Genomic DNA, 21,761 nt, shown 5'->3' with positions numbered 1-21,761 from the left:
CGTTATTGTGGTTACCGCGAAAATTTCCTTCAACCCGCCTTGACGGGCCCGCTAAAAGGACAATAGTTAATACAGGGCTGATGCCCGACATCCTTCATTCAATGACAATAATATCGCCGAATTCGGCTCTACTCTGGAGTCGCGTTGATGATTGTAAGAAAACGCCGTGGTCGCCGGACATTGCGTTGTCTGGCGGGCCTTATGGCCTGCTCGTTTTTTATCAATACCACGTATGCCTGGCAACAAGAATATATCGCTGAAGCGGCTCCGGGGCATACGACGGAACGCTATACCTGGGACAGCGATCACCAACCGAATTACAACGACATACTGGCCGAACGTATTCAGTCTACGCAAAATACGGTGGGTCCGGTGCTTAGCCTGGCGGATGAAACCCCGCTTGATGCGACCAGCGGTATCAGTATGGGCTGGAATTTTCCGCTTTCCCGACGCGTGACCACTGGGCCGGTCGCGGCGCTGCATTACGATGGTTCGACGTCATCAATGTATAACGAATATGGCGATAGCGCGACGACATTAGCGCTTACCGATCCGTTATGGCACGCCAGCGTCAGTACGTTAGGCTGGCGGGTAAACTCGCAGTTCGGCGATGTCCGTCCCTGGGCGCAAATTAGCTATAACCAACAGTTTGGGGAAAATATCTGGAAAGCGCAGTCCGGGTTGAGTCGTATGACCGCAGGAAATCAGGCGGGAAATTGGCTGGATGTCACCGTAGGCGCGGACGTGTTACTTAACCCGCACATGGCGGCGTATGCGGCGTTTTCCCAGGCGGAAAATAGCGCTACGGATAGCGATTATTTGTATACCCTGGGGGTGAGCGCTCGCTTTTAACGAGATAAACCGCCGCCTGGATTTATTAGAAGTTCATCTAATACCCTGTCTATATATTTACAAAAATATATAGGTCAATCACATTCTCTATAGACACTTTTTGCGCTTCCTGTGGTCTACTTAGCCGCGCTTGTAGACTTTCTCACATCTGCGTTAGCCGCATATTTACCTGTTTGATTAAAGAATCGTTGTACAGGTCGTTTTTATCCCGATTCCCAGGGTTTGTTTGCATGAGATACATTAAATCGATGACGCAGCAGAAACTTAGTTTCTTGCTTGCGCTCTATATCGGTCTGTTTATGAATTGCGCCGTGTTTTACCGCCGTTTCGGCAGTTATGCGCAAGAATTTACCATTTGGAAAGGCCTCTCCGCAGTTGTCGAACTTGGCGCCACGGTGCTGGTCACTTTCTTCTTACTTCGTCTTCTTTCACTGTTTGGCCGACGCGTCTGGCGTGTGCTGGCCACGCTGGTGGTGCTGTTTTCCGCTGGCGCCAGTTATTACATGACCTTCCTGAACGTGGTGATTGGCTACGGCATTATTGCGTCTGTTATGACCACCGATATCGATCTCTCGAAAGAGGTGGTGGGGCTGCACTTCGTATTGTGGCTGATTGCCGTGAGCCTGCTTCCGCTCATCTTTATCTGGAGTAACCACTGTCGCTACACGTTGTTGCGCCAGCTACGTACGCCGGGGCAGCGTTTTCGCAGCGCCGCTGTAGTGGTACTCGCAGGCGTAATGGTGTGGGCGCCTATCCGCCTGCTGGATATACAGCAAAAAAAGGTTGAACGGGCGACAGGTATCGACTTACCCAGCTATGGCGGCGTGGTGGCGAACTCCTATCTGCCTTCAAACTGGTTATCTGCGTTAGGGCTGTATGCCTGGGCGCAGGTAGATGAGTCGTCGGACAATAATTCGTTAATAAACCCGGCCAGGAAATTTACCTATGTTGCGCCGAAGGATGGGGATGACACCTACGTCGTTTTCATTATCGGTGAGACGACCCGTTGGGATCACATGGGGATTTTCGGCTACGAGCGTAATACCACGCCGAAGCTGGCGCAGGAAAAAAATCTGGCGGCGTTCCGCGGCTATTCTTGCGATACCGCGACGAAGCTTTCTTTACGCTGTATGTTTGTACGGGAAGGCGGGGCGGATAATAACCCGCAGCGTACCTTAAAAGAGCAGAATGTGTTTGCCGTTCTCAAACAGCTCGGATTCAGTTCCGATCTGTACGCCATGCAGAGCGAGATGTGGTTCTATAGCAATACCATGGCGGATAATATCTCCTACCGCGAGCAGATCGGCGCCGAGCCGCGTAACCGTGGTAAAACGGTTGATGATATGCTGTTGATTGATGAGATGCAGAACTCGCTTGCCCAGAACCCGGAGGGTAAGCATCTGATTATCCTGCATACTAAGGGGTCGCATTTTAACTATACGCAACGTTATCCGCGCAGCTACGCTCAGTGGAAGCCCGAATGTATTGGGGTCGATAGCGGCTGCACGAAAGCGCAGATGATCAACTCTTACGATAACTCCGTGACCTATGTGGATCACTTTATTACCAGTGTGTTCGATCAGCTACGTGATAAAAAAGCGATTGTGTTCTACGCGGCTGACCACGGCGAGTCGATTAACGAACGTGAACATTTGCACGGTACGCCGCGCAATATGGCGCCGCCGGAGCAATTCCGTGTTCCGATGCTGGTATGGATGTCGGATAAATATCTTGCCAGTCCGCAACATGCGCAGATGTTCGCTCACCTGAAACAGCAGGCGGAGATCAAAGTGCCGCGTCGTCATGTGGAGCTGTACGATACGATAATGGGCTGCCTGGGGTATACATCGCCGGATGGCGGCATTAACCAGAACAACAACTGGTGCCATATTCCCGATGCGCAGAAAGTCGCCGCGAAGTAGGTTGTCTGCCGACTTTCTCGCCGATTGAATTGTATTTTGCGACTAAGGGATTGACGGGCGTGCGCCTGAGCAGTAAGATGCGCCCGCATTCGGTGATTGGCGCAGCCTGGTAGCGCACTTCGTTCGGGACGAAGGGGTCGGAGGTTCGAATCCTCTATCACCGACCAAATTCAGAAACCCTGCTCAACGAGCAGGGTTTTTTGCATCTGAAGCCTGACGAGGATGAGAACCTCCGGGGGCAAGAGGTTCGACTCGAGCGCAGCGAGAGAACGTTGCGTCAGCAACGGCCCGCAGGGCGAGCCACGCAGTGGCGAGTCATCCTCTATCACCGACCAAATTCAGAAACCCTGCTCAGCGAGCAGGGTTTTTTTGTATCTGAAGCCTGACGAGGATGAGAACCTCCGGGGGCAAGAGGTTCGACCCGAGCGAAGCGAGAGAACGCCAAGGCTACTGGCAAAGTTTATCGACCCGCTTGAAGAGCAGCGCGACAGCCAGGAGAAAGTCCGCCGCGTCAGGATGAATACGTTTAAAAATGTCGCCGCAAACTGGTATGAAATGAAAAAAGCGGTGGGGCTGAAACCCCATACGTTGCAGGATATCTGGAACTCGTTAAACCGGTATGTGTTTCCCCATATCGGAGAGATCAACATTGATGAACTCACGGCACAGCAGGTTATTGCAGCGCTGGAGCCTTGTCGCGCAGACGGTAAGCTGGAAACCGTAAAGCGAATGACGCAGCGGAGTGAACCGGCGTCACTTTGTGCATCAGGCGCATCCAAAGTGACGCCCCGGCCAGATACACTGGCGTTTGTCGGGCGAATTCCGGCGTTTTGGGCGCAGGTGAAGCAGATTAATTGTTGCTGGCATCTGTCACCGTTTTAGAGCAGACATACTTGAAAACTTCAAGTTCGCACAATCGTAGCTTTCGGCAACTGCCCTTTTTCAGGCATCGCCTGAAGGCTCTTTTGCAGTCCCGGGGCTGCGTCAGTTGCTGTAAACATAGCATTCAGGATGCAATGATCAAGCAATTGTTTATTGTAATATTTTGATAATTAATGGTTTTATCATTCATGCGAGAGCATGATGTATTATGCGTTTTGAGACGGATACTGAAATTTTGGATGCGCCGCAGGCGTTTGTATTGATAATACAATTAACTATTCGCTCAGGTTGTCCTTCTCTCTTCCTGGATTGTTAAATTAAACAGGTGCCGACCCGATTATGTTTCCTGTCAGTGATTTGCTGGATTTACAAACACTTTCTGAATCAGTTGAACTGGAGTTTAAGCTGGCGCAGGGAGCGGATGGTAAAGGTAAGCTGCCGGAGGATTTCTGGCGAACATACAGCGCGATGGCGAATACCCGTGGTGGCTATGTCGTGCTGGGCGTCAGAGAAAAGAAAGGGAACTTTATCGTTGAGGGGATCGGCGATATTGCTACTGTTATGAAGCAACTGTTTGATATTGCCAATAACAAGAAAAAAGTAAATGTCAATTTACTGACCGATCAATCGGTACAGGTCATCAATCTTGATAATAAAGCGGTTATTGTCATTGAGATCCCCATAGCAAGACGTGAGCAAAAACCGGTCTACCTTAACAACCAGCCGATGACGGAAACATACATCCGTCGCCACGAAGGGGACTGCCACTGTTCTGAAGAGCAAATCAAAAGAATGCTCGCGGAGCAGGTCGAGGATAGTCGTGATGACCGGATCCTGGCAGGGTTTGATTTCAGCGATATCGATCAGGACAGTTTGCGTGCTTACCGTAACCTCTTTGCGGTTGCGAAGCCTCAGCATCCCTGGCTGGAGCTGGATATCATCGATTTATTCAGGAACATTGGTGGCTGGCGCAAAAACCGCCAGAGCGGGGAAGAAGGCATCACTCTTGCGGGTATCCTGATGTTTGGTACCTGGAATGCTATTCAGGATGCGGTTCCAAACTATTTTGTTGATTATCGTGAGCTGGATGACACACAACCTGATTCCCGCTGGATCGACCGCATCTATCCGGATGGTTCATGGTCAGGCAATATTTTCGATTTTTACCGCCGGACATATCGAAAGCTCATTTCCGACCTTAAGGTGCCTTTTGAATTGCAGGATGGCATTCGGCTGGATGAAACCAAGGTTCATGAAGCTATCCGCGAGGCGCTTGTTAATACTCTGGTGCATGCTGATTACACGGGCCGAAGCTCTATCCTGGTCGTCAGGCGGCCGGATCTTTTTGGCTTCCGTAATCCTGGGCTGATGCGGATACCGCCGGAAATTGCAGTGAAGGGCGGGGAAAGCGATTGCCGTAACCGCCGTATGCACCAGATGTTCTTAATGATTGGCGCAGGTGAACGTGCAGGTTCTGGTGTGCCCAAAATCATGAGCGGTTGGAAATGGGCGAATTGGCGCACACCAAAATTGTATGAGAAAACAGAGCCTTCCGAACAAACGCTGCTTGAGCTGTCGACGGTAAGTCTTGTATCACAGGAGGTGACTGAGCGGCTTGATGATTTATTTGGTCAACGTTTTCATTTGCTTGATGATCTCGAACGAATGATCGTTATCACGGCGGCGACAGAAGGTTGGGTAAACCATGAGAGAGCATGTCAGCTCACAAGTAGACATTCCCGTGATGTTACCCTGGCATTTCCAAAGTTAGTGGATAAGGGCTTTCTTGTCGCCAGTGGTGAAAAGCGGGATAAATCATACAGCTTACCTGGAATGGAGTTGCCGTCTCCGGAAGAGGTCTTCGCTAATGCGTTAAGTTCTACATCGAACTTAACGCATAACGCACAGGACTTAACGCATAGTGACATCAGCTTAACGCATAGCGATCCTGACTTAGTGGATAGTCATCAGGGAAGAGATGAACACGGCAGATTTATCAGTCACTTGCTAGATAAACCGTTTATTGATGATCTTGACGAACTGAGCGATGGATTTCGGGATGTACTTGAAGCATTAGCTGCGCCATCGCGGGAGCACCGTCGGCTGGAAGCCGGGGTAATGAAGGAGCTGCTTGTCCAGTTGTGCGATGGGCACTATTTATCTGTTGCGGTAATGGAAATATTGTTGGGACGTAAGGCGCAGAGTATTCGCCAGAATTACTTAAAACCTATGGTGGATTCAAAGCAACTGAAGCTGGCGTTTCCTAACAAGCCTAATTCGCCAAAACAGGGATATACGCTATCTTAGTAGGCTTCTGGCTATTGGGCCGCTCTCTGAGCGGCTTTTTTGCGTCTGTAGCTCAGCTATCTTCTACGCGTTTTATCGCGAAGTGGACGCCCGCACCACCAGTTCAGGCATGATCCCGTCGCTGTGGCTGACCTTCTTGCCCGCCAGCAAATCAAATAATAGCGTGATTGCCTGTCGCGCCACCTCATCAAGATGCATATTCACTGCCGTCAGCGGCGGCAGCGATTCGCGCGCGCGGATACCGTCATAGCGGGTAACCACTCGCATTTGTTCAGGTATGGCGATGTCTTGTTCCTGAAAAGCGCGTACCGCGCCGCTGGCAAAGGTATCGATCAGCACCAGCACCCCGTCAACGTCGGGATGCGCCTGTAATAGCTGCTGCGCGGCCTGGTAGCCGGCATTTTCACCCTCGCTTTCATTGAGAGAGTAGACGACGGGGGCCTGGCGCCCCGCGCACCAGCGCTGGTAAGCCGCTTCGCTCTCCAGAACTGATGTTCGCCGTGTGTTACCGACAAATAACGCATATTTGCTGGCGCCGGAGGCCTCCAGATGCGTTAGCAGAAGCTGTGCTGTTGCCGCCGAGTGCAGCTCAACCCACGGCACAGGCGTGTCGGTGCCCGGAGTGCGGCCAATGGTGACGCAGGGAATGCCCGCTTGCGCCAGCGCCTGGAGCTGCGGGTCGTTCTCCGCCGGCTCAATCAGGATCGCCGCGTCAAAGCTGACGGCATCCAGTGGATTTGCCCCCGGCGGCACCAGAATCAGCGCATGCTGTTTTTCCAGCGCCATCATCGCGGACGTTAACGCCACCTCCATCATAAATCCCAGTCGTGACGCGCCGGAGGCAATCGCCAGCGGCACCGAAGAGAGCAAGGCAATGGTATTGGTTTTGCCGGTTCGCAACTGGCGGGCGCGAATATTCGGCGTGTAGTTGAGCGCAACAATGGCCTCTTCAATACGCCGTCGCGTCTGCGGCTCGACAAAGCGGGTGTTGTGCAAGGCATTGGATACCGTCCCTGGCGACACGCCTGCATGGCGGGCAACATCAATCAACTTTGCGCGTTTTTTATTTTGAACAGCCATCTGCTTCCTGACCTTCGAAAATTTGCGCACAGGGTAGCATATTTACCAGACGGTAACGTTTGCTTTTTTTCAGTGAGGATCGTAAAAAACTCTTCATTAAAACGTTTTAATGGGGTATTTTGGCGCAAATTTATTCCTCAGGAGGCGATGTGGCACACTTAACTCAGGATTCGACTTTCACCCTTGGACGCCGTCCGGCGGGCCTTATCTACGCTGATAATGCGAAGAGCTTTGGCGGCTATACGCTTTTTGCGCCGCAAACCGCCGAAGGGCGGGTTTACCTGGTGGACGAGCAGGGCGAAGTCGCGCATCAGTGGCAGCTTCCGGTTCGCGCCGGGCGTGATGCGGTGCTGCTGCCGAACGGTAATCTGGGTTATAACGGCAGCCACCGCACTTCAGCGAACCTCTATCCGGCGTGGGATCTCTGGCACGGCGGCGACTTCTACGAAGTGACGCCGGATAACGAAATCGTCTGGCATTACGAAGATATTTACCATCACCACGATGCGCAGTGGCTGGAAAACGGTAACCTGCTGTATACCGCCGCGTCGCCGTTACCTGCCGATATCGCCGCCCGTGTTACCGGCGGCGACCCACGCCGCGATGCGCCGGACGGCGTGATTCAGAGCGACGTCGTCAAAGAGGTCAATCGCGACGGTGAAGTGGTCTGGGAATGGCGTGCCTGGGAGCATTTGAATCCGGAAGATTTCCCGATTCATGATATTTTCGATCGCCGCCACTGGCCGATGATTAACGGCCTGTCCGTCACCCGTGATGGCCTGGTACTGATGAGCCTGCGTACCACTTCCGGCGTCATTGCCGTGGATAAAGAGAGCGGGAAGGTTATCTGGCATGCAGGGCCGGAAGTCGTAGCGCAGCAGCACACGCCGGTTGAGATGGAGAACGGGTCGATTCTGGTTTTCGATAACGGCAACCTGCGTCCCGGCGTCACCTCGCCGCATTCCACGGTGCTGGAGTTCGATCCGCAGACCAAAGCGATTACCTGGCAGTATCGCGATATCTTCCCGCCGGCGTTTTTCTCGCCGTATATGGGGAGCGCGCAGCGGCTGGCGAACGGCAACACCTTTATCTGTGAATCGGCGTTTGGCCGCCTGTTTGAAGTCACCCCGGAAGGCGAAACGGTATGGGAATATATCATTCCGTTCTTTAATGAATATCCGGAGCACCTCAGTAAAGGCATTATTCCTGGAAAACAGAACAGCGCCTTCCGTGCGCATCGCTATGTTGCTGATGCCATTAGTTGGTTGAAATAATGCAGACCGCCAGCCCGCGCTGGCGGTTATTTTTTTGATGTTTTATGGGAGTTAATCATGCCGCAGCCTGGCCTTACTACGCCGGATAACGATGCATTACCCTGGCAAACCACCTTACTTTTGGCGCTTCAGCATGTGCTGGTCGTTGCCGCCACCCCCATTACCTCCGTCTTTCTGATCGCCAAAGCGCTGCACTTTACCGATACGGTGACCGCCTCGGTACTTAGCGCGACCTTTCTGATGTGCGGTCTGGGCGCTATTTTGCAAAGCCTGGGTGTGAAAGGGGTAGGCGCGCGTTTGCCGTTTATCATGGTACCGGGGGGCGCACCGATTGCGATTTTCGTTGCGATCGCTTTACAGACCAATATCCAGACCGCGATTGGCGCCGTAATTCTGACCTCGCTGTTCTACTTTATCGCGTTGCCGATTTTCCGCCGCTGCCTGCACCATTTTCCCCCCTTTATCATTGGCATCATGCTGCTAATGGTGTCGATTAACCTTATTCGTCTGTACGGCGGGTTGATCATTGGCCAGCCAGGGAGCGCCGACTTCGCTCATCCAACCAGTATCATTTTATCGCTGGGGACTATCCTGATAACGCTGATTTTCGCGCTGGCGTTTAGCGGTATTTTGCGCCAGCTGGCGGTGATGTTCGGCCTTTTAGCGGGAACGCTGCTGGGAATGGCGCTGGGTAGCACCGATTTTAGCGGTGTTGGTCACGGGCCGCTGTTTAGTTTCCCACAGCTTTTGCCGTTCGGCTGGCCGATTTTTGATCTCTCCGCCTCGCTGCCGTTACTGATTTACGCGGTCATCTCTATGGCTGAAGCAACCGGGCAAACGATTGCTACCGCGGAAATAGTCAATTCCACGCAAAATGTGCAGCAGGCGATTCCACGTACCATTCGTGGTGATGCGGTAATGTCGCTGCTGGGGGGGATTTTTGGTACCTCCTTAATTATCACCTCCGGCGAAAATATTGGCGTGGTACGCACCACTAATGTGAAATCACGTTTCGTGACTGCGGCTGCCGGAGGATTGTTAATCCTGATTGCCATATTCGCACCGTTGGTACGTCTGGCGACCTGTCTGCCAGGTTCGGTGGTGTGCGGTACGGCGGTGATTGTCTTCAGCATTATCGGGGTTATCGGTATTGATATGATTGCGCGTGAGCCACTGCATACGCCGGGTAAAACCTACGCGCTGGCGATGGGGCTGGCCATGGGAATGCTACCTATACTGGTACCCGGCCTGTATCAGAATTTCCCGGCGGGCGTACAGATGGTCTTTGGCAACGGCATGGCAGCGGGGACGTTGACGGCGATTCTGGTGAACTCGTTGTTTAACTGGAGCGAAAAGCGCACGCAGGCCAGGGTTAAAAGTTAGTTTTTGTGATCGCGGTAGGCCGCACGACGGCCTACTTATTTACAATTTTGTGACATATTCGATGGTGTTTTTCCATGTCCGGATAACTCTTTTTTGCACACGGCTTATGGATAACCTCAGCATTTTCGCCTGTGCGTTTTAGCGTTAGTGGTATTAATCGCTCAGATAATCAACATATCGAAAGAAATTTTTCAATTAATGGCTAATTGTTAATCACTAACTGTTGCAAAATATTAAGTGAATAACTCTGCCTTTCTGCCTATAGCACAAATTTCCCTGCTGAAAATACCCTTCTGAACTTTTTTTAATCTTTGTTTGTTAATTCTCACCGTTGTTGTAAAAGCTGGTTACCTGTATTGACGTTTTGACATTCTATTGACAGATTGTAGGGAATGAGGGGCATTTTATGGAGAATCCGCACTGCAACTCAGTCGATTATGCGAACGGAATCCCCACCTCTCACTACTGACCTGACCAGGTAAAAAACAAAAAAGGCCGGGCGGTAAAAGCCTTTGCAAAGGGCAAAACAACATACATCACAATTATTGGAGCAGAAGAATGAGTATTTCCTTGAAGAAGTCAGGGATGCTGAAGCTTGGTTTGAGCCTGGTGGCCATGACCGTTGCAGCCAGCGTGCAGGCCAAAACCCTGGTTTATTGTTCAGAAGGCTCGCCGGAAGGCTTTAACCCACAGCTCTTTACGTCTGGCACCACCTATGATGCCAGCTCCGTACCTATCTATAACCGTCTGGTTGAATTCAAAACCGGCACCACGGAAGTGATCCCGGGTCTTGCTGAGAAGTGGGATATCAGCGAAGACGGTAAAACCTATACGTTCCACCTACGTAAAGGGGTGAAATGGCAATCCAGCAAGGATTTCAAACCGACGCGCGAGCTGAACGCCGATGATGTCGTGTTCTCTTTTGACCGGCAGAAAAACGAGCAGAACCCGTACCATAAAGTGTCTGGCGGCAGCTATGAATACTTTGAAGGCATGGGGCTGCCGGATCTGATTAGCGAAGTGAAGAAGGTAGACGATCACACGGTGCAGTTTGTGCTGACGCGTCCGGAAGCGCCGTTCCTTGCCGATTTAGCCATGGACTTCGCCTCTATTCTTTCCAAAGAATATGCTGACAACATGCTGAAAGCCGGTACGCCGGAAAAAGTGGATCTGAACCCGGTCGGCACTGGCCCGTTCCAACTGGTGCAATATCAGAAAGATTCCCGCATTCTCTACAAAGCCTTTGACGGCTACTGGGGCACGAAGCCGCAGATTGACCGTCTGGTCTTCTCCATCACGCCTGACGCCTCTGTGCGTTACGCCAAACTGCAGAAGAACGAATGTCAGGTGATGCCGTATCCGAACCCGGCGGATATTGCGCGCATGAAAGAAGATAAAAACATCAACCTGATGGAGCAGGCCGGTCTGAACGTGGGTTATCTCTCCTATAACGTACAGAAAAAACCGCTGGATGACGTCAAAGTTCGCCAGGCGTTGACCTATGCCGTGAATAAAGAGGCCATCATCAAAGCCGTTTATCAGGGCGCGGGCGTTGCGGCGAAAAACCTGATCCCGCCGACAATGTGGGGCTACAACGACGATATTAAAGACTACGGCTACGATCCGGAAAAAGCGAAGGCGCTGCTGAAAGAAGCCGGTCTGGAAAAAGGCTTCACCATCGATCTGTGGGCGATGCCGGTACAGCGTCCCTATAACCCGAATGCGCGTCGTATGGCGGAAATGATCCAGGCGGACTGGGCGAAGATTGGCGTTCAGGCCAAAATTGTCACCTATGAATGGGGCGAATACCTCAAGCGCGCTAAAGATGGCGAGCACCAGACGGTGATGATGGGCTGGACCGGCGATAATGGTGATCCGGATAACTTCTTCGCCACGCTGTTCAGCTGCGATGCCGCCCAGCAAGGCTCCAACTATTCAAAATGGTGCTACAAGCCGTTTGAAGACCTGATTCAGCCTGCGCGTGCGACCGATGACCACAACAAGCGTATTGAACTCTATAAACAGGCCCAGGTCGTGATGCATGACCAGGCGCCAGCGCTGATCATCGCTCACTCCACGGTTTATGAGCCAGTGCGTAAAGAAGTTAAAGGCTATGTGGTTGATCCATTAGGCAAACATCACTTCGAAAACGTCTCTGTCGAATAATTAAAAGAGCGCTGCGCCCCGGTGTTGTGTAGGCCGGATAAGCGCAGCGCCATCCGGCGTAATGCTTTATCCGCGATGCAGTTTGCGTGGGATAAGATTTGTGAGCAATACAGACTCACGGTTCCAGGCCGTGCGTCATGAGAGAGAATTCGGGTTATGTTGCAGTTCATTCTCCGACGTTTGGGACTCGTTATCCCGACGTTTATCGGTATTACCCTTCTCACCTTTGCCTTTGTCCACATGATCCCCGGCGATCCGGTGATGATCATGGCGGGTGAGCGAGGTATTTCCCCTGAGCGCCATGCTCAACTGCTGGCTGAACTCGGTCTTGATAAACCGATGTGGCAGCAGTACCTCCATTATATCTGGGGGGTGATGCATGGCGATTTAGGCATCTCGCTGAAAAGCCGAATCCCTGTGTGGGACGAGTTCGTACCTCGCTTTAAAGCGACGCTGGAACTTGGCGTCTGCGCCATGATTTTTGCCGTCGCCGTGGGAATTCCGGTGGGCGTGCTGGCCGCAGTGAAGCGCGGTTCTATCTTCGATCACACTGCCGTTGGCCTGGCGCTGACCGGTTACTCTATGCCTATCTTCTGGTGGGGCATGATGCTGATCATGCTGGTCTCCGTCCACTGGAACCTGACGCCGGTTTCCGGGCGCGTGAGCGATATGGTGTTCCTTGATGATACCAATCCGTTGACGGGCTTTATGCTGATCGACACCGCTATCTGGGGCGAAGAGGGTAACTTTATTGATGCGCTGGCGCATATGATCCTGCCTGCGATGGTGCTCGGCACAATCCCGCTGGCCGTCATTGTGCGTATGACCCGTTCGTCGATGCTGGAAGTGCTGGGGGAGGATTACATCCGTACCGCACGCGCCAAAGGGTTGACCAGGATGCGCGTCATTATCGTCCATGCTCTGCGTAACGCCATGCTGCCAGTCGTTACCGTGATCGGCCTGCAGGTCGGGACGCTGCTGGCGGGCGCGATTCTGACAGAAACTATCTTCTCGTGGCCCGGTCTGGGGCGCTGGCTGATCGATGCGCTGCAACGCCGCGATTATCCGGTAGTGCAGGGCGGCGTGTTACTGGTAGCGACGATGATTATTCTCGTCAACCTGCTGGTAGACCTGCTGTACGGCGTGGTGAACCCGCGTATTCGGCATAAGAAGTAAGGGGCCATCATGTCACAGGTTACTGAAAATAATGTTAATGCCGCACCGGCGCCCATGACGCCATTGCGGGAGTTCTGGCACTATTTTAAACGCAACAAAGGCGCGGTCGTCGGGCTGGCGTATGTTCTCATCGTGATCCTGATTGCGGTGTTTGCCAACTTTATTGCGCCGTACAACCCGGCAGAGCAGTTCCGCGATGCGCTGCTGGCGCCGCCGGTCTGGCAGGAAGGCGGCAGTTGGGCGCATATTCTGGGAACGGATGATGTTGGTCGCGATGTCCTCTCGCGCCTGATGTATGGCGCGCGTTTGTCACTGCTGGTCGGCTGTCTGGTGGTCGTCCTGTCGCTGGTAATGGGGATTATTCTCGGCCTGGTCGCGGGCTACTTCGGCGGTCTGGTCGATAACATCATCATGCGCGTGGTCGATATTATGCTGGCCCTGCCGAGCCTGCTGCTGGCGCTGGTGCTGGTGGCGATCTTCGGCCCCTCCATCGGCAACGCTGCGCTGGCGTTGACGTTTGTGGCGCTGCCGCACTATGTCCGCTTAACCCGCGCGGCGGTTCTGGTAGAGGTGAACCGCGATTATGTGACTGCCTCCCGCGTGGCGGGCGCAGGCGCAATGCGTCAGATGTTCGTCAATATTTTCCCGAACTGCCTTGCGCCGCTGATTGTTCAGGCATCGCTCGGTTTCTCTAACGCCATTCTCGATATGGCCGCCCTCGGCTTTCTTGGCATGGGCGCACAGCCGCCAACGCCGGAGTGGGGCACCATGCTCTCTGACGTATTGCAGTTCGCGCAAAGCGCCTGGTGGGTCGTGACCTTCCCGGGGCTGGCGATTCTGCTGACGGTACTGGCATTTAACCTGATGGGTGACGGTCTGCGTGACGCGCTCGATCCCAAACTGAAGCAGTAAGAGGTTCGAGATGGCGTTATTAAATGTAGATCAATTATCGGTGCACTTCGGCGACGAAGGGACACCGTTCAAAGCCGTCGACCGCATTAGCTACAGCGTGAAGCAGGGTGAGGTGGTCGGTATTGTCGGCGAGTCTGGTTCCGGCAAATCCGTCAGCTCGCTGGCGATTATGGGGCTTATCGATTACCCAGGCCGCGTGATGGCGGAAAACCTGCTCTTTAACGGACAGGATCTGAAGCGCATTTCCGAGAAGGAACGTCGCAACCTGGTGGGCGCTGAAGTGGCGATGATTTTCCAGGATCCGATGACCAGCCTCAATCCTTGCTATACCGTTGGCTTTCAGATTATGGAAGCCATCAAGGTACATCAGGGCGGGAACAAGAAAACCCGTCGTCAGCGAGCGATTGACCTGTTGAACCAGGTGGGCATTCCCGATCCGGCCTCTCGTCTGGATGTCTATCCGCACCAGCTTTCTGGCGGCATGAGTCAGCGCGTGATGATTGCGATGGCAATAGCCTGTCGACCAAAGCTGTTAATTGCTGATGAACCGACCACGGCGCTGGATGTGACCATTCAGGCGCAAATCATTGAGCTGCTGCTGGAGTTGCAGCAAAAAGAGAACATGGCGCTGGTGCTGATTACCCATGACCTGGCGCTGGTGGCGGAAGCGGCGCACAAAATTATCGTCATGTACGCCGGGCAGGTCGTCGAAACTGGCGCTGCGCAGGATATTTTCCGCGCGCCGCGTCATCCCTACACGCAGGCACTGCTACGCGCGTTGCCGGAGTTTGCGCAAGATAAAGCGCGTCTGGCGTCGCTGCCGGGCGTGGTGCCGGGGAAATATGACCGACCGACGGGGTGTCTGCTTAACCCGCGCTGCCCCTACGCCACGGACAGATGTCGTGCGGAAGAACCTGCTCTCAACCAACTGGACGATGGACGTCAGTCAAAATGTCATTACCCACTTGATGATGCCGGGAGGCCCACACTATGAGTACGCATGAGGCCACCTTGCAACAGCCGCTGTTGCGGGCTATCGACCTGAAAAAACACTATCCGGTGAAGAAGGGGATCTTTTCTCCGGAACGGCTGGTAAAAGCGCTGGACGGCGTGTCGTTTAATCTCGAACGCGGTAAAACGCTGGCCGTAGTGGGGGAGTCCGGTTGTGGAAAATCCACACTGGGCCGCCTGCTGACGATGATTGAAACGCCAACCGGCGGCGAGCTTTATTACCAGGGGCAGGATCTGCTCAAACACGATCCGCACGCGCAGAAACTGCGGCGGCAGAAAATTCAGATTGTGTTTCAGAACCCCTACGGTTCCCTGAACCCACGCAAGAAAGTGGGGCAAATTCTGGAAGAGCCGTTGTTGATCAATACCAGCCTGAGTAAAGCGCAGCGTCGTGAAAAAGCGCTGGCGATGATGGCGAAGGTGGGGCTGAAAACCGAGCACTACGACCGCTATCCGCATATGTTCTCCGGCGGCCAGCGTCAGCGTATCGCTATCGCCCGCGGTCTGATGCTTGATCCGGACGTAGTGATTGCCGACGAACCGGTCTCCGCGCTCGACGTGTCGGTGCGCGCCCAGGTGCTGAACCTGATGATGGATTTGCAACAGGATATGGGGCTGTCTTATGTCTTTATCTCGCACGACCTGTCGGTGGTGGAACACATCGCCGATGAAGTGATGGTCATGTACTTAGGCCGCTGCGTGGAGAAAGGGACCAAAGAGCAGATTTTTAACAATCCACGTCATCCCTATACCCAGGCGTTACTCTCCGCCACGCCGCGGCTGAATCCGGACGATCGCCGTGAGCGGATTAAGCTGACCGGCGAGTTGCCGAGTCCGCTGAACCCGCCGCCGGGCTGCGCCTTCAACGCTCGCTGCAGCCGTCGCTTCGGACCCTGTACGCAGTTACAGCCGCAGCTTAAAGAGTACGACGGCCAGTTGGTGGCCTGCTTTGCCGTCGATCAGGATGAAAATCCGCAGAAACCGCTGAGTTAATTGCGTTTTATGCCGGATGGCGGCTGCGCCTTATCAAGCCTACACCGTACCTGTAGGCCTGGTAAGCGTAGCGCCACCGGGCATGGCTCTCCGGTACGACTTATTCAATCAATTTTAATAACGGCGACAGGCACAACAATATTCCATATAACAGAATTAGCCAGGTTTTCAGGCCGCGTAATTTTTCCAGTTGCGCTACTTTATAAATCAGGAAAAAGGGAATAATACACGCGACAATGCCATAAAGCGGACTGCCTAACTGGAAAAAGACCAATACTGAGACGCGAAACGAAACCCAAATAACCAGAGTCACCACGATAAAGACACAGATTCCAGATGTCAGTAACAGTGGGTTGACGTTTTTGACATCCATAATACGACTCAATACATTCAGCACAATACCTTTAAGCGCTTCGTGAAAACCTAAATAAATACCAAAGAACGCGGTAAGTACGGCAAAAATATTGAGGATGGTAGAGGTAATGTGGATGATATGGCCAGGGATTACCTGAGCTGCCAGTGCAAGGGCGGAAATATTCTGCTCGAACGCTGATACCGCCTCTTCATGGCTAATCGAAAAGGTAAACGAGAACGAGAAAAAGAGAATAATGGCAATCAGCGTAATATAGCTAATGCGATGCGTGCGAATCGCCATCCGGGTGGCCAGCACACGGTCAGGCTCGCGCTTACGATAGGCGATGTTCATTGGGTTTAGCACCTGAATGAAGACCGCAGAAAAGAAGCAAAATGGGATAGTGAGCAGTACGTCGCGAAAGAAAACCGATGCGGCGGGAAAGGCGGAAATATTATCAAGATTCCAGTGTGGGATCATCGCGAAACCGAATATCAGAATGATCCCGACTTTCACCACCACCATCGGGCCGGAAATTTTAAATAATAATTTTTCCCCGCCGGAGGCAATCGCCACCAGCACGGCGAAAATCGCGACTTTATAGATAATAGACTGCGAAAGATCGGCCTCAGTAAGGCCGAAGGTTTTGATATAGGAGGCGCTATCAAACACCACCGACAGGGAGTAAATAAACACCCCGTGGATAATCATAAGAAAATAGATTACACCGAGAAAAACGCCCCAGTTTTTGCCAAGATAGTGACTGATAATATCCGTATAATCGTCACAGGTTTCGCTTTCAGATAACGTTTTTAGATAAATATCCTGCACAATATAGGTAGCGGGATAGGCGATGATAAAAGCGGTAATAAATACCCAGATCCCCTTGAGACCGATTTGCACTGGCATTAAGACGGTACCGGCGCCGATCGCCATACCGATACACAAGAGCACCCAGCCAAAATCATATTTTGTAAACGGTAATCTCGTTGAAAGCGGTGTGGTCGTAGCGTTACTGTTATTTAATGGTAATGTGTCGTCCTGCATAGAGCCCCCTGCCCAAAATATACGCAGCTCTCTCATAAAGAATGCTGCCTATAACCAGGCTATAGTGCCTTGATACCCGATGCGGCAAACCGGTGACAGCGGTTCGCCGAGCAATCGTCAGAATGCTGCTTTTCTGCTGGCGCGTTCAAGGTCATGAATAATATCGTCGGGATCTTCAGGTCCCGCTGAAAGACGGATAAGTTCGTCGGTAATACCTGCTTTTAGCCATTCCTCTGGCGCAACAGGCGAATATGTCATAGACGCAGGATGCTGAACGAGGGTTTCGGTATCACCGGGACTGGCCGCGAGGAGGCATAATTTACAGAATTGAGCGGCTGACTGCCAGCCTCAGAAATGCTGAATGTATTCTGGCAAATAAAAGTAGTCGTCTGCGAAGCGTCACGCAGATTGCACGTTAGCGCCGTGCCGTGCCGGGGATTTTGCCGTAATATCAGCAGCAAGCCGGGTTTACCCGGTGAGGCGCAATGTTGCGGGGGCTTGATTCCCGGCGGCATTGGTTGCTGGAAAGAGAAAACCCCCGCACGTTGACTGGTATAAACCTGGCAACCTGACGGGGGCTAACTTGAACCTCAACACATCAAGGATAGCCGCGAACGGTTGCCATTGCAACAAGGCGGCTATATGACGCTTACGCAGTTGGGCGTGGCCTTCTGGCACGATCTGGCGGCGCCGATCATTGCTGGCATTATCGCCAGTGTGATCGTCAACTGGCTACGTGACAGGAAGTAACGCGTTTTGAGCGTCTGTCCGCCGTAATGGCAACATGCGCCCGAACCAGGCCGCAGGGGAAACCTTGCGGCCTTTTTCGGTTTACTGCGGGTAAGGCACCCAGTCGCCGCCATTCAGACGAACGTAGGGCTTACCCTGATACTGAATCACCACCGCATTAGCGTTTTCTGAAACCGGCGCGGTTTGCGGCAGATTGCTGGTCAGCTTGTTCCAGTTCACACTGTCTTCAGTAAAGAGCTTACCGTCCACGGCGCGTACGACCAGTTCGGAAATCGCCAGGTAGCTGCTCGGCTGATTAATATCAATCGGCGCGCCCTCATGCGGGGCTTTCATGCCAAAAAATTTCACGCCCGCCGGGACGTTGGTGATGGAGGGGCTGGGAATATCGCGCAGGCCTGAGATCTGCATTCTATCGCCCTTCAGCGCGCCGCCGTGCTCCGGTACGACGACTACCATCACCTTACGCCCGGATTTCTCCAGTTCGGTAAAGAAGGCGTCCAGTTCATCGAACAGTTTCTGCGCGCGGATTTTATAATCCGCCGTTTTGCTGACGCCGGGAAAGTGGTTGCCATCGTGCAGCGGCAGCAGGTTAAAGAAAGTCGCGGAGCGGGAATTGGCTTCACGTTCTTCCCCTGTCAACCAGCGGTTCAGGACCGCCAGATCGTCATATACCGGCGAGCCGTCGAATGACAGCAGGGCGGTTGGCAGGCCGGACTGGTTCATCAGTTCGCTCTGCATACCGCCGTTTTCGCGAACTTCTTTCAGGAAGCCGCCAAATTCTCCGTTATGATCCATCATCAGATGCTGAGTAAAACCCAGCTTCGCCAGGTTATCAAACAGATAACATTCGTTATCGGCTGGTTGATAAAGTCGGGTATGCGATGGTTGACCACAGCTGGCGCGCAGCAGACGAATGGCCGCCGGGCCGCTGTAAGACGTACCGGAATTAAAGTGTTTAAACAAAATGTCAAAGTGCGACCATAGCGGATGTGACATCAAGCCTGCCGCTTCGACATCCGACCAGGAGAGCGAACAAATATTGATGACCAATAGGTCGAACGGCTGCGCATCAGGCGGAAGCTGCGCCGGGAACGTCGTTTTCCGCTTTTCTTCCGCGGCATAGAAGGTGTTCAACCAGGCGTTCAGATTCGCGGTCGTCGGCGGCGCGGTTTGAGCAGGCATATCGCCGATGACCGGCTTATCGCCCGCTGTCGCGACGGTAGCGGCTGCATTACCGCCAGTCGTCGTCACCGTATCGGTTGGCTGGCCTGCCGGCCACAGCGTAAAAACCGGGCCGGTTAATGTCAGGACATTCAGCCATACCATGATGGCGACCACAAACACCGTGACCCGAATCCACTGTGATAAAAATAGCCAGGCAACCAGCAGTACGAAGATGGCGCCGATCATTTGCCAGTTAATAAAACGGGCGATCAGATCGAGCAGATAACCGGAGCTGAATTCCGCCACCTGCGTCCCCTGGCTCATAATGCTTTGCGGGCCGGGCAGCCAGGTATCATGCCAGAACAGCGCGAAGCCGACGGGAATGGCAATCCAGTGGCGCAACCGGTGAAGGCGATACTTTGGTATTGGCATGAGCAGAAACGCCATGAATACCAGATTCAGTAAAGGATGAAAATTCAGATAGCCTGCCCACAGCAGGCCAAACTTGACCAGAAAATAGAAGTTCCAGCCGGAAAGACCGCGCCAGTATTGCCAGAGCGGAGAAGGCATTGAAGGAGTTTGAGTATGCTGAGTCATTTTTTGTCTGCCTTGACTTTCGTAGCGCGGCGCAGAGTTCCGGCTGGTTTTACATAACGAGGTTTGGCAAATAGCAGCCGGGTCGTATCACTGATACGGCGTAGTGAATGACGCGCCAGATACCCCAGCGGAAAGAAAATCAGCGCGCAAAAAAGAATAATTTGCACGATATCGCTGATGGTCATCATGATGCACGCTCCGCGGTGTCGTCGAGCAATCGCAGGGGTTCAGGAATACGACGCCAGATGCGGCCATCGTGTTCGGCATTTATTACCGGGTCGGCGCGTTTTGCCAGCGGTAGCGGCGTTCCCCACAGTTCCGGCGACAATAAGCGCATCTGCACCAGCTCGGCGCTGATTTGTTTATCTTCGAACCAGACCATACGATTAGAGAAAATATCGCCCGTCGGCAAAGGGAAAATATGGTTTAACGCGGTATCCAGATCGTTGACACGGCAGAATGATAAAAACAGCACCAGACGGTTGCCGCCGATGGTCATAATGTCGCCGGTTCGGTTTGGCCGACATAATGTTAACGCCTGCTCAACCCGAATGCCCGGCACCGGGCGCAGCGCGACCAGAACGCCTTTCCCGTCGGCGGGGAGCAGGGTGTTGCTCATCATCGTATGGATGGCATCGCAGAAGGTATCCCACGGCTGAAAACCGCGCAGTTTCAACGGCTGCGTCATCGACAGTAGCGTGGTGATGTCTTCCGGTACGTAACGGCTGAACTGCTGCCCCTGCACGCTTTCAATAAGCGTCAGGCAGCGTGAAAGCGGGGCGTTCCAGGGAATGATCATATTCGCGCCGCAGCCCAGCAGCAGGCGCTCATCGGTGGCGCGCAAACTGGCGATATTTTCGCGCACGACAATTTTCAGCGCGCTTCCCCGCTGGCGTCGCAAAGTATGAATGCGACGAGCAAGCGGCTCGATTTGGTTGTTCTGTGTAAGCGAAAAAATAATTGTCGCGGCCTGCGCCGTGCGCGCGTCGTTGAATAGCGCTTCGTTATTGTCGAAAAGCGTCCAGTGTTCCGAGAGCGGCGGCGCGCCTTCAAGGACGGCGACGTGGCTAAGAATGCGTTTTTCGTCGCTACGCGGCTGAATTGCCGTCTCCTCTTGATGGGATAGCATCCAGCGTTCGTCCTGCTGACACAGCAATAACTGCTGTCGGGCGCTGACGCCTTTTTCGTTACACCAGAAGGCAATATCGAACAAATGTTGGTCGCCCTGAAAACGTAAACTGGCGAGGCCGAAAAGTGAGCGATACTCGCCCATCAACAACGAGGACTGTTTATCGCTATTATTACAAGGGTTAATAACCAACAATGAACAGTGATGAAAACGAGTCCATTTATTCATTTTTTCCAGCCATTTATGCAGGCTTTTTGACGTTATATTCCGCCACGTGTTATTTGCACAAATAAGAATGAAAAAGTAATGCGTCGGGTTAACAGAACAAAGCAAATCGTGGGGCAAAGAGTATAGCCCTTTTTCTGAATCCGGCATGGCAAATAAGCGGATTTTCTCCGGACCGTGAGATTCATCTAATTTGATTACTTTGCCAGGATCGCCTTCCATGCCGATGACGGCGACATTTGCATTCTCCGTTTGTGACGCAATCGTTTGATTCACCAGGCTGATGGCATCTTGCTGGCGATCGGCGTTAACCCACCAGACGCCGCCGGTTGGCATATGGCGCAGTTCATCCCATAATGATGAGATGCCGAGAGAAAATACGGGGTCCACAGTGTCCCTCATGTCACTATTTTAACTGTTTATCAGTTTACTAGCGAAAGCACAGAAATAAACCTAACATTGAAATTAAAACGCATCAGATTTAGCATGTGAATCAATTTGTCCGGCAGGATGCCCTGTAACTCTGCGCTTTGCATTTT

General features: G+C 52.9%; 17 protein-coding genes, 1 tRNA gene, 1 other RNA gene and 1 pseudogene. 14 read left to right on the top strand and 6 right to left on the bottom strand.

All coding sequences use genetic code 11. The annotated features are described in order from the left end of the window. The first annotated feature begins 147 nt into the window (after window positions 1-147). From J4645_RS19215 to J4645_RS19190, 6 genes are all read left to right on the top strand, one after another. Window positions 148-852, top strand: coding sequence for an autotransporter outer membrane beta-barrel domain-containing protein (locus J4645_RS19215; RefSeq protein WP_000637073.1), 705 nt, complete (start codon window positions 148-150; stop codon window positions 850-852). Window positions 853-1,082: 230 nt separating this feature from the next. Then, window positions 1,083-2,774 (top strand): kdo(2)-lipid A phosphoethanolamine 7''-transferase, encoded by a 1,692-nt coding sequence (gene eptB, locus J4645_RS19210; protein WP_001269247.1) that lies wholly within the window; start codon window positions 1,083-1,085, stop codon window positions 2,772-2,774. A gap of 90 nt (window positions 2,775-2,864) precedes the next feature. Beyond that, window positions 2,865-2,941 (top strand) — tRNA-Pro (locus tag J4645_RS19205). Window positions 2,942-2,975: 34 nt separating this feature from the next. Beyond that, a non-coding RNA gene (locus tag J4645_RS19200) (RtT sRNA) lies at window positions 2,976-3,109 on the top strand. Window positions 3,110-3,143: 34 nt separating this feature from the next. Continuing rightward, window positions 3,144-3,656: a hypothetical protein gene (locus J4645_RS19195; RefSeq protein WP_223195473.1), complete on the top strand. Its 513-nt coding sequence runs from the start codon at window positions 3,144-3,146 to the stop codon at window positions 3,654-3,656. A gap of 339 nt (window positions 3,657-3,995) precedes the next feature. Beyond that, the gene (locus J4645_RS19190; protein ID WP_208209004.1) at window positions 3,996-5,963 is read left to right on the top strand and encodes an RNA-binding domain-containing protein; all 1,968 of its coding nucleotides are present in this window, start codon (window positions 3,996-3,998) and stop codon (window positions 5,961-5,963) included. Window positions 5,964-6,035: 72 nt separating this feature from the next. On the opposite strand, the gene J4645_RS19185 is transcribed toward J4645_RS19190, so the two are convergent. Further along, window positions 6,036-7,043, bottom strand: a complete 1,008-nt coding sequence (locus J4645_RS19185) for a substrate-binding domain-containing protein (protein WP_023215186.1) — start codon at window positions 7,041-7,043, stop codon at window positions 6,036-6,038. Between the two features lie 149 nt (window positions 7,044-7,192). Between J4645_RS19185 and J4645_RS19180 the strand changes: the two genes are divergently transcribed. From J4645_RS19180 to dppF, 7 genes are all read left to right on the top strand, one after another. Further along, window positions 7,193-8,317 (top strand): aryl-sulfate sulfotransferase, encoded by a 1,125-nt coding sequence (locus tag J4645_RS19180; RefSeq protein ID WP_023215184.1) that lies wholly within the window; start codon window positions 7,193-7,195, stop codon window positions 8,315-8,317. A 57-nt stretch (window positions 8,318-8,374) separates the two neighbouring features. Then, complete coding sequence (locus tag J4645_RS19175) at window positions 8,375-9,700, top strand: uracil-xanthine permease family protein (protein ID WP_001136076.1); 1,326 nt, start codon at window positions 8,375-8,377, stop codon at window positions 9,698-9,700. A gap of 558 nt (window positions 9,701-10,258) precedes the next feature. Then, the gene (dppA, locus tag J4645_RS19170; RefSeq protein ID WP_000028047.1) at window positions 10,259-11,866 is read left to right on the top strand and encodes a dipeptide ABC transporter periplasmic-binding protein DppA; all 1,608 of its coding nucleotides are present in this window, start codon (window positions 10,259-10,261) and stop codon (window positions 11,864-11,866) included. A gap of 156 nt (window positions 11,867-12,022) precedes the next feature. Continuing rightward, window positions 12,023-13,042 carry a dipeptide ABC transporter permease DppB gene (gene dppB / locus J4645_RS19165; protein WP_000938843.1) on the top strand — a complete coding sequence of 340 codons (1,020 nt, stop codon included), beginning with the start codon at window positions 12,023-12,025 and terminating at the stop codon, window positions 13,040-13,042. A 9-nt stretch (window positions 13,043-13,051) separates the two neighbouring features. Further along, window positions 13,052-13,954 (top strand): dipeptide ABC transporter permease DppC, encoded by a 903-nt coding sequence (gene dppC / locus J4645_RS19160; protein WP_000084690.1) that lies wholly within the window; start codon window positions 13,052-13,054, stop codon window positions 13,952-13,954. A 10-nt stretch (window positions 13,955-13,964) separates the two neighbouring features. Next, window positions 13,965-14,948, top strand: a complete 984-nt coding sequence (gene dppD, locus J4645_RS19155; RefSeq protein ID WP_001196509.1) for a dipeptide ABC transporter ATP-binding protein — start codon at window positions 13,965-13,967, stop codon at window positions 14,946-14,948. Then, window positions 14,945-15,958, top strand: coding sequence for a dipeptide ABC transporter ATP-binding subunit DppF (gene dppF / locus J4645_RS19150; RefSeq protein WP_000103563.1), 1,014 nt, complete (start codon window positions 14,945-14,947; stop codon window positions 15,956-15,958). Before dppD ends, dppF begins: the two co-directional genes overlap by 4 nt. A 100-nt stretch (window positions 15,959-16,058) precedes the next feature. Here the strand turns inward: dppF and J4645_RS19145 are convergent, their stop codons facing one another. Together J4645_RS19145 and J4645_RS22315 are read right to left on the bottom strand one after the other, a co-directional pair. Then, window positions 16,059-17,357, bottom strand: coding sequence for an aromatic amino acid transport family protein (locus J4645_RS19145; protein ID WP_001150175.1), 1,299 nt, complete (start codon window positions 17,355-17,357; stop codon window positions 16,059-16,061). A gap of 117 nt (window positions 17,358-17,474) precedes the next feature. Continuing rightward, window positions 17,475-17,627, bottom strand: a pseudogene (locus J4645_RS22315) (PLP-dependent transferase); the annotation flags it as partial. A gap of 372 nt (window positions 17,628-17,999) precedes the next feature. Here J4645_RS22315 and J4645_RS19135 point away from each other — a divergent pair. Further along, a complete protein-coding gene (locus J4645_RS19135; RefSeq protein ID WP_001537650.1) occupies window positions 18,000-18,107 on the top strand; it encodes a type I toxin-antitoxin system toxin Ldr family protein in 108 nt (35 codons plus the stop codon). A gap of 81 nt (window positions 18,108-18,188) precedes the next feature. Here the strand turns inward: J4645_RS19135 and bcsG are convergent, their stop codons facing one another. Genes bcsG through bcsE form a run of 3 tightly spaced genes read right to left on the bottom strand, consistent with a single transcriptional unit; the run spans window position 18,189 to window position 21,624 of the window. Continuing rightward, window positions 18,189-19,868, bottom strand: coding sequence for a cellulose biosynthesis protein BcsG (gene bcsG, locus J4645_RS19130; RefSeq protein WP_000192022.1), 1,680 nt, complete (start codon window positions 19,866-19,868; stop codon window positions 18,189-18,191). Continuing rightward, window positions 19,865-20,056 (bottom strand): cellulose biosynthesis protein BcsF, encoded by a 192-nt coding sequence (gene bcsF / locus J4645_RS19125; RefSeq protein WP_000988321.1) that lies wholly within the window; start codon window positions 20,054-20,056, stop codon window positions 19,865-19,867. Before bcsF ends, bcsG begins: the two co-directional genes overlap by 4 nt. After that, window positions 20,053-21,624, bottom strand: a complete 1,572-nt coding sequence (bcsE, locus tag J4645_RS19120; RefSeq protein ID WP_023215183.1) for a cellulose biosynthesis c-di-GMP-binding protein BcsE — start codon at window positions 21,622-21,624, stop codon at window positions 20,053-20,055. The genes bcsF and bcsE overlap by 4 nt, the downstream gene beginning before the upstream one ends. Window positions 21,625-21,761: the final 137 nt, after the last annotated feature.

It is taken from the genome of Salmonella sp. 32082101201600294FB01SM01, assembly GCF_017572865.1.
Lineage (GTDB): Bacteria > Pseudomonadota > Gammaproteobacteria > Enterobacterales > Enterobacteriaceae > Salmonella > Salmonella enterica.
This window is presented reverse-complemented; position numbering and strand designations above follow the sequence as displayed.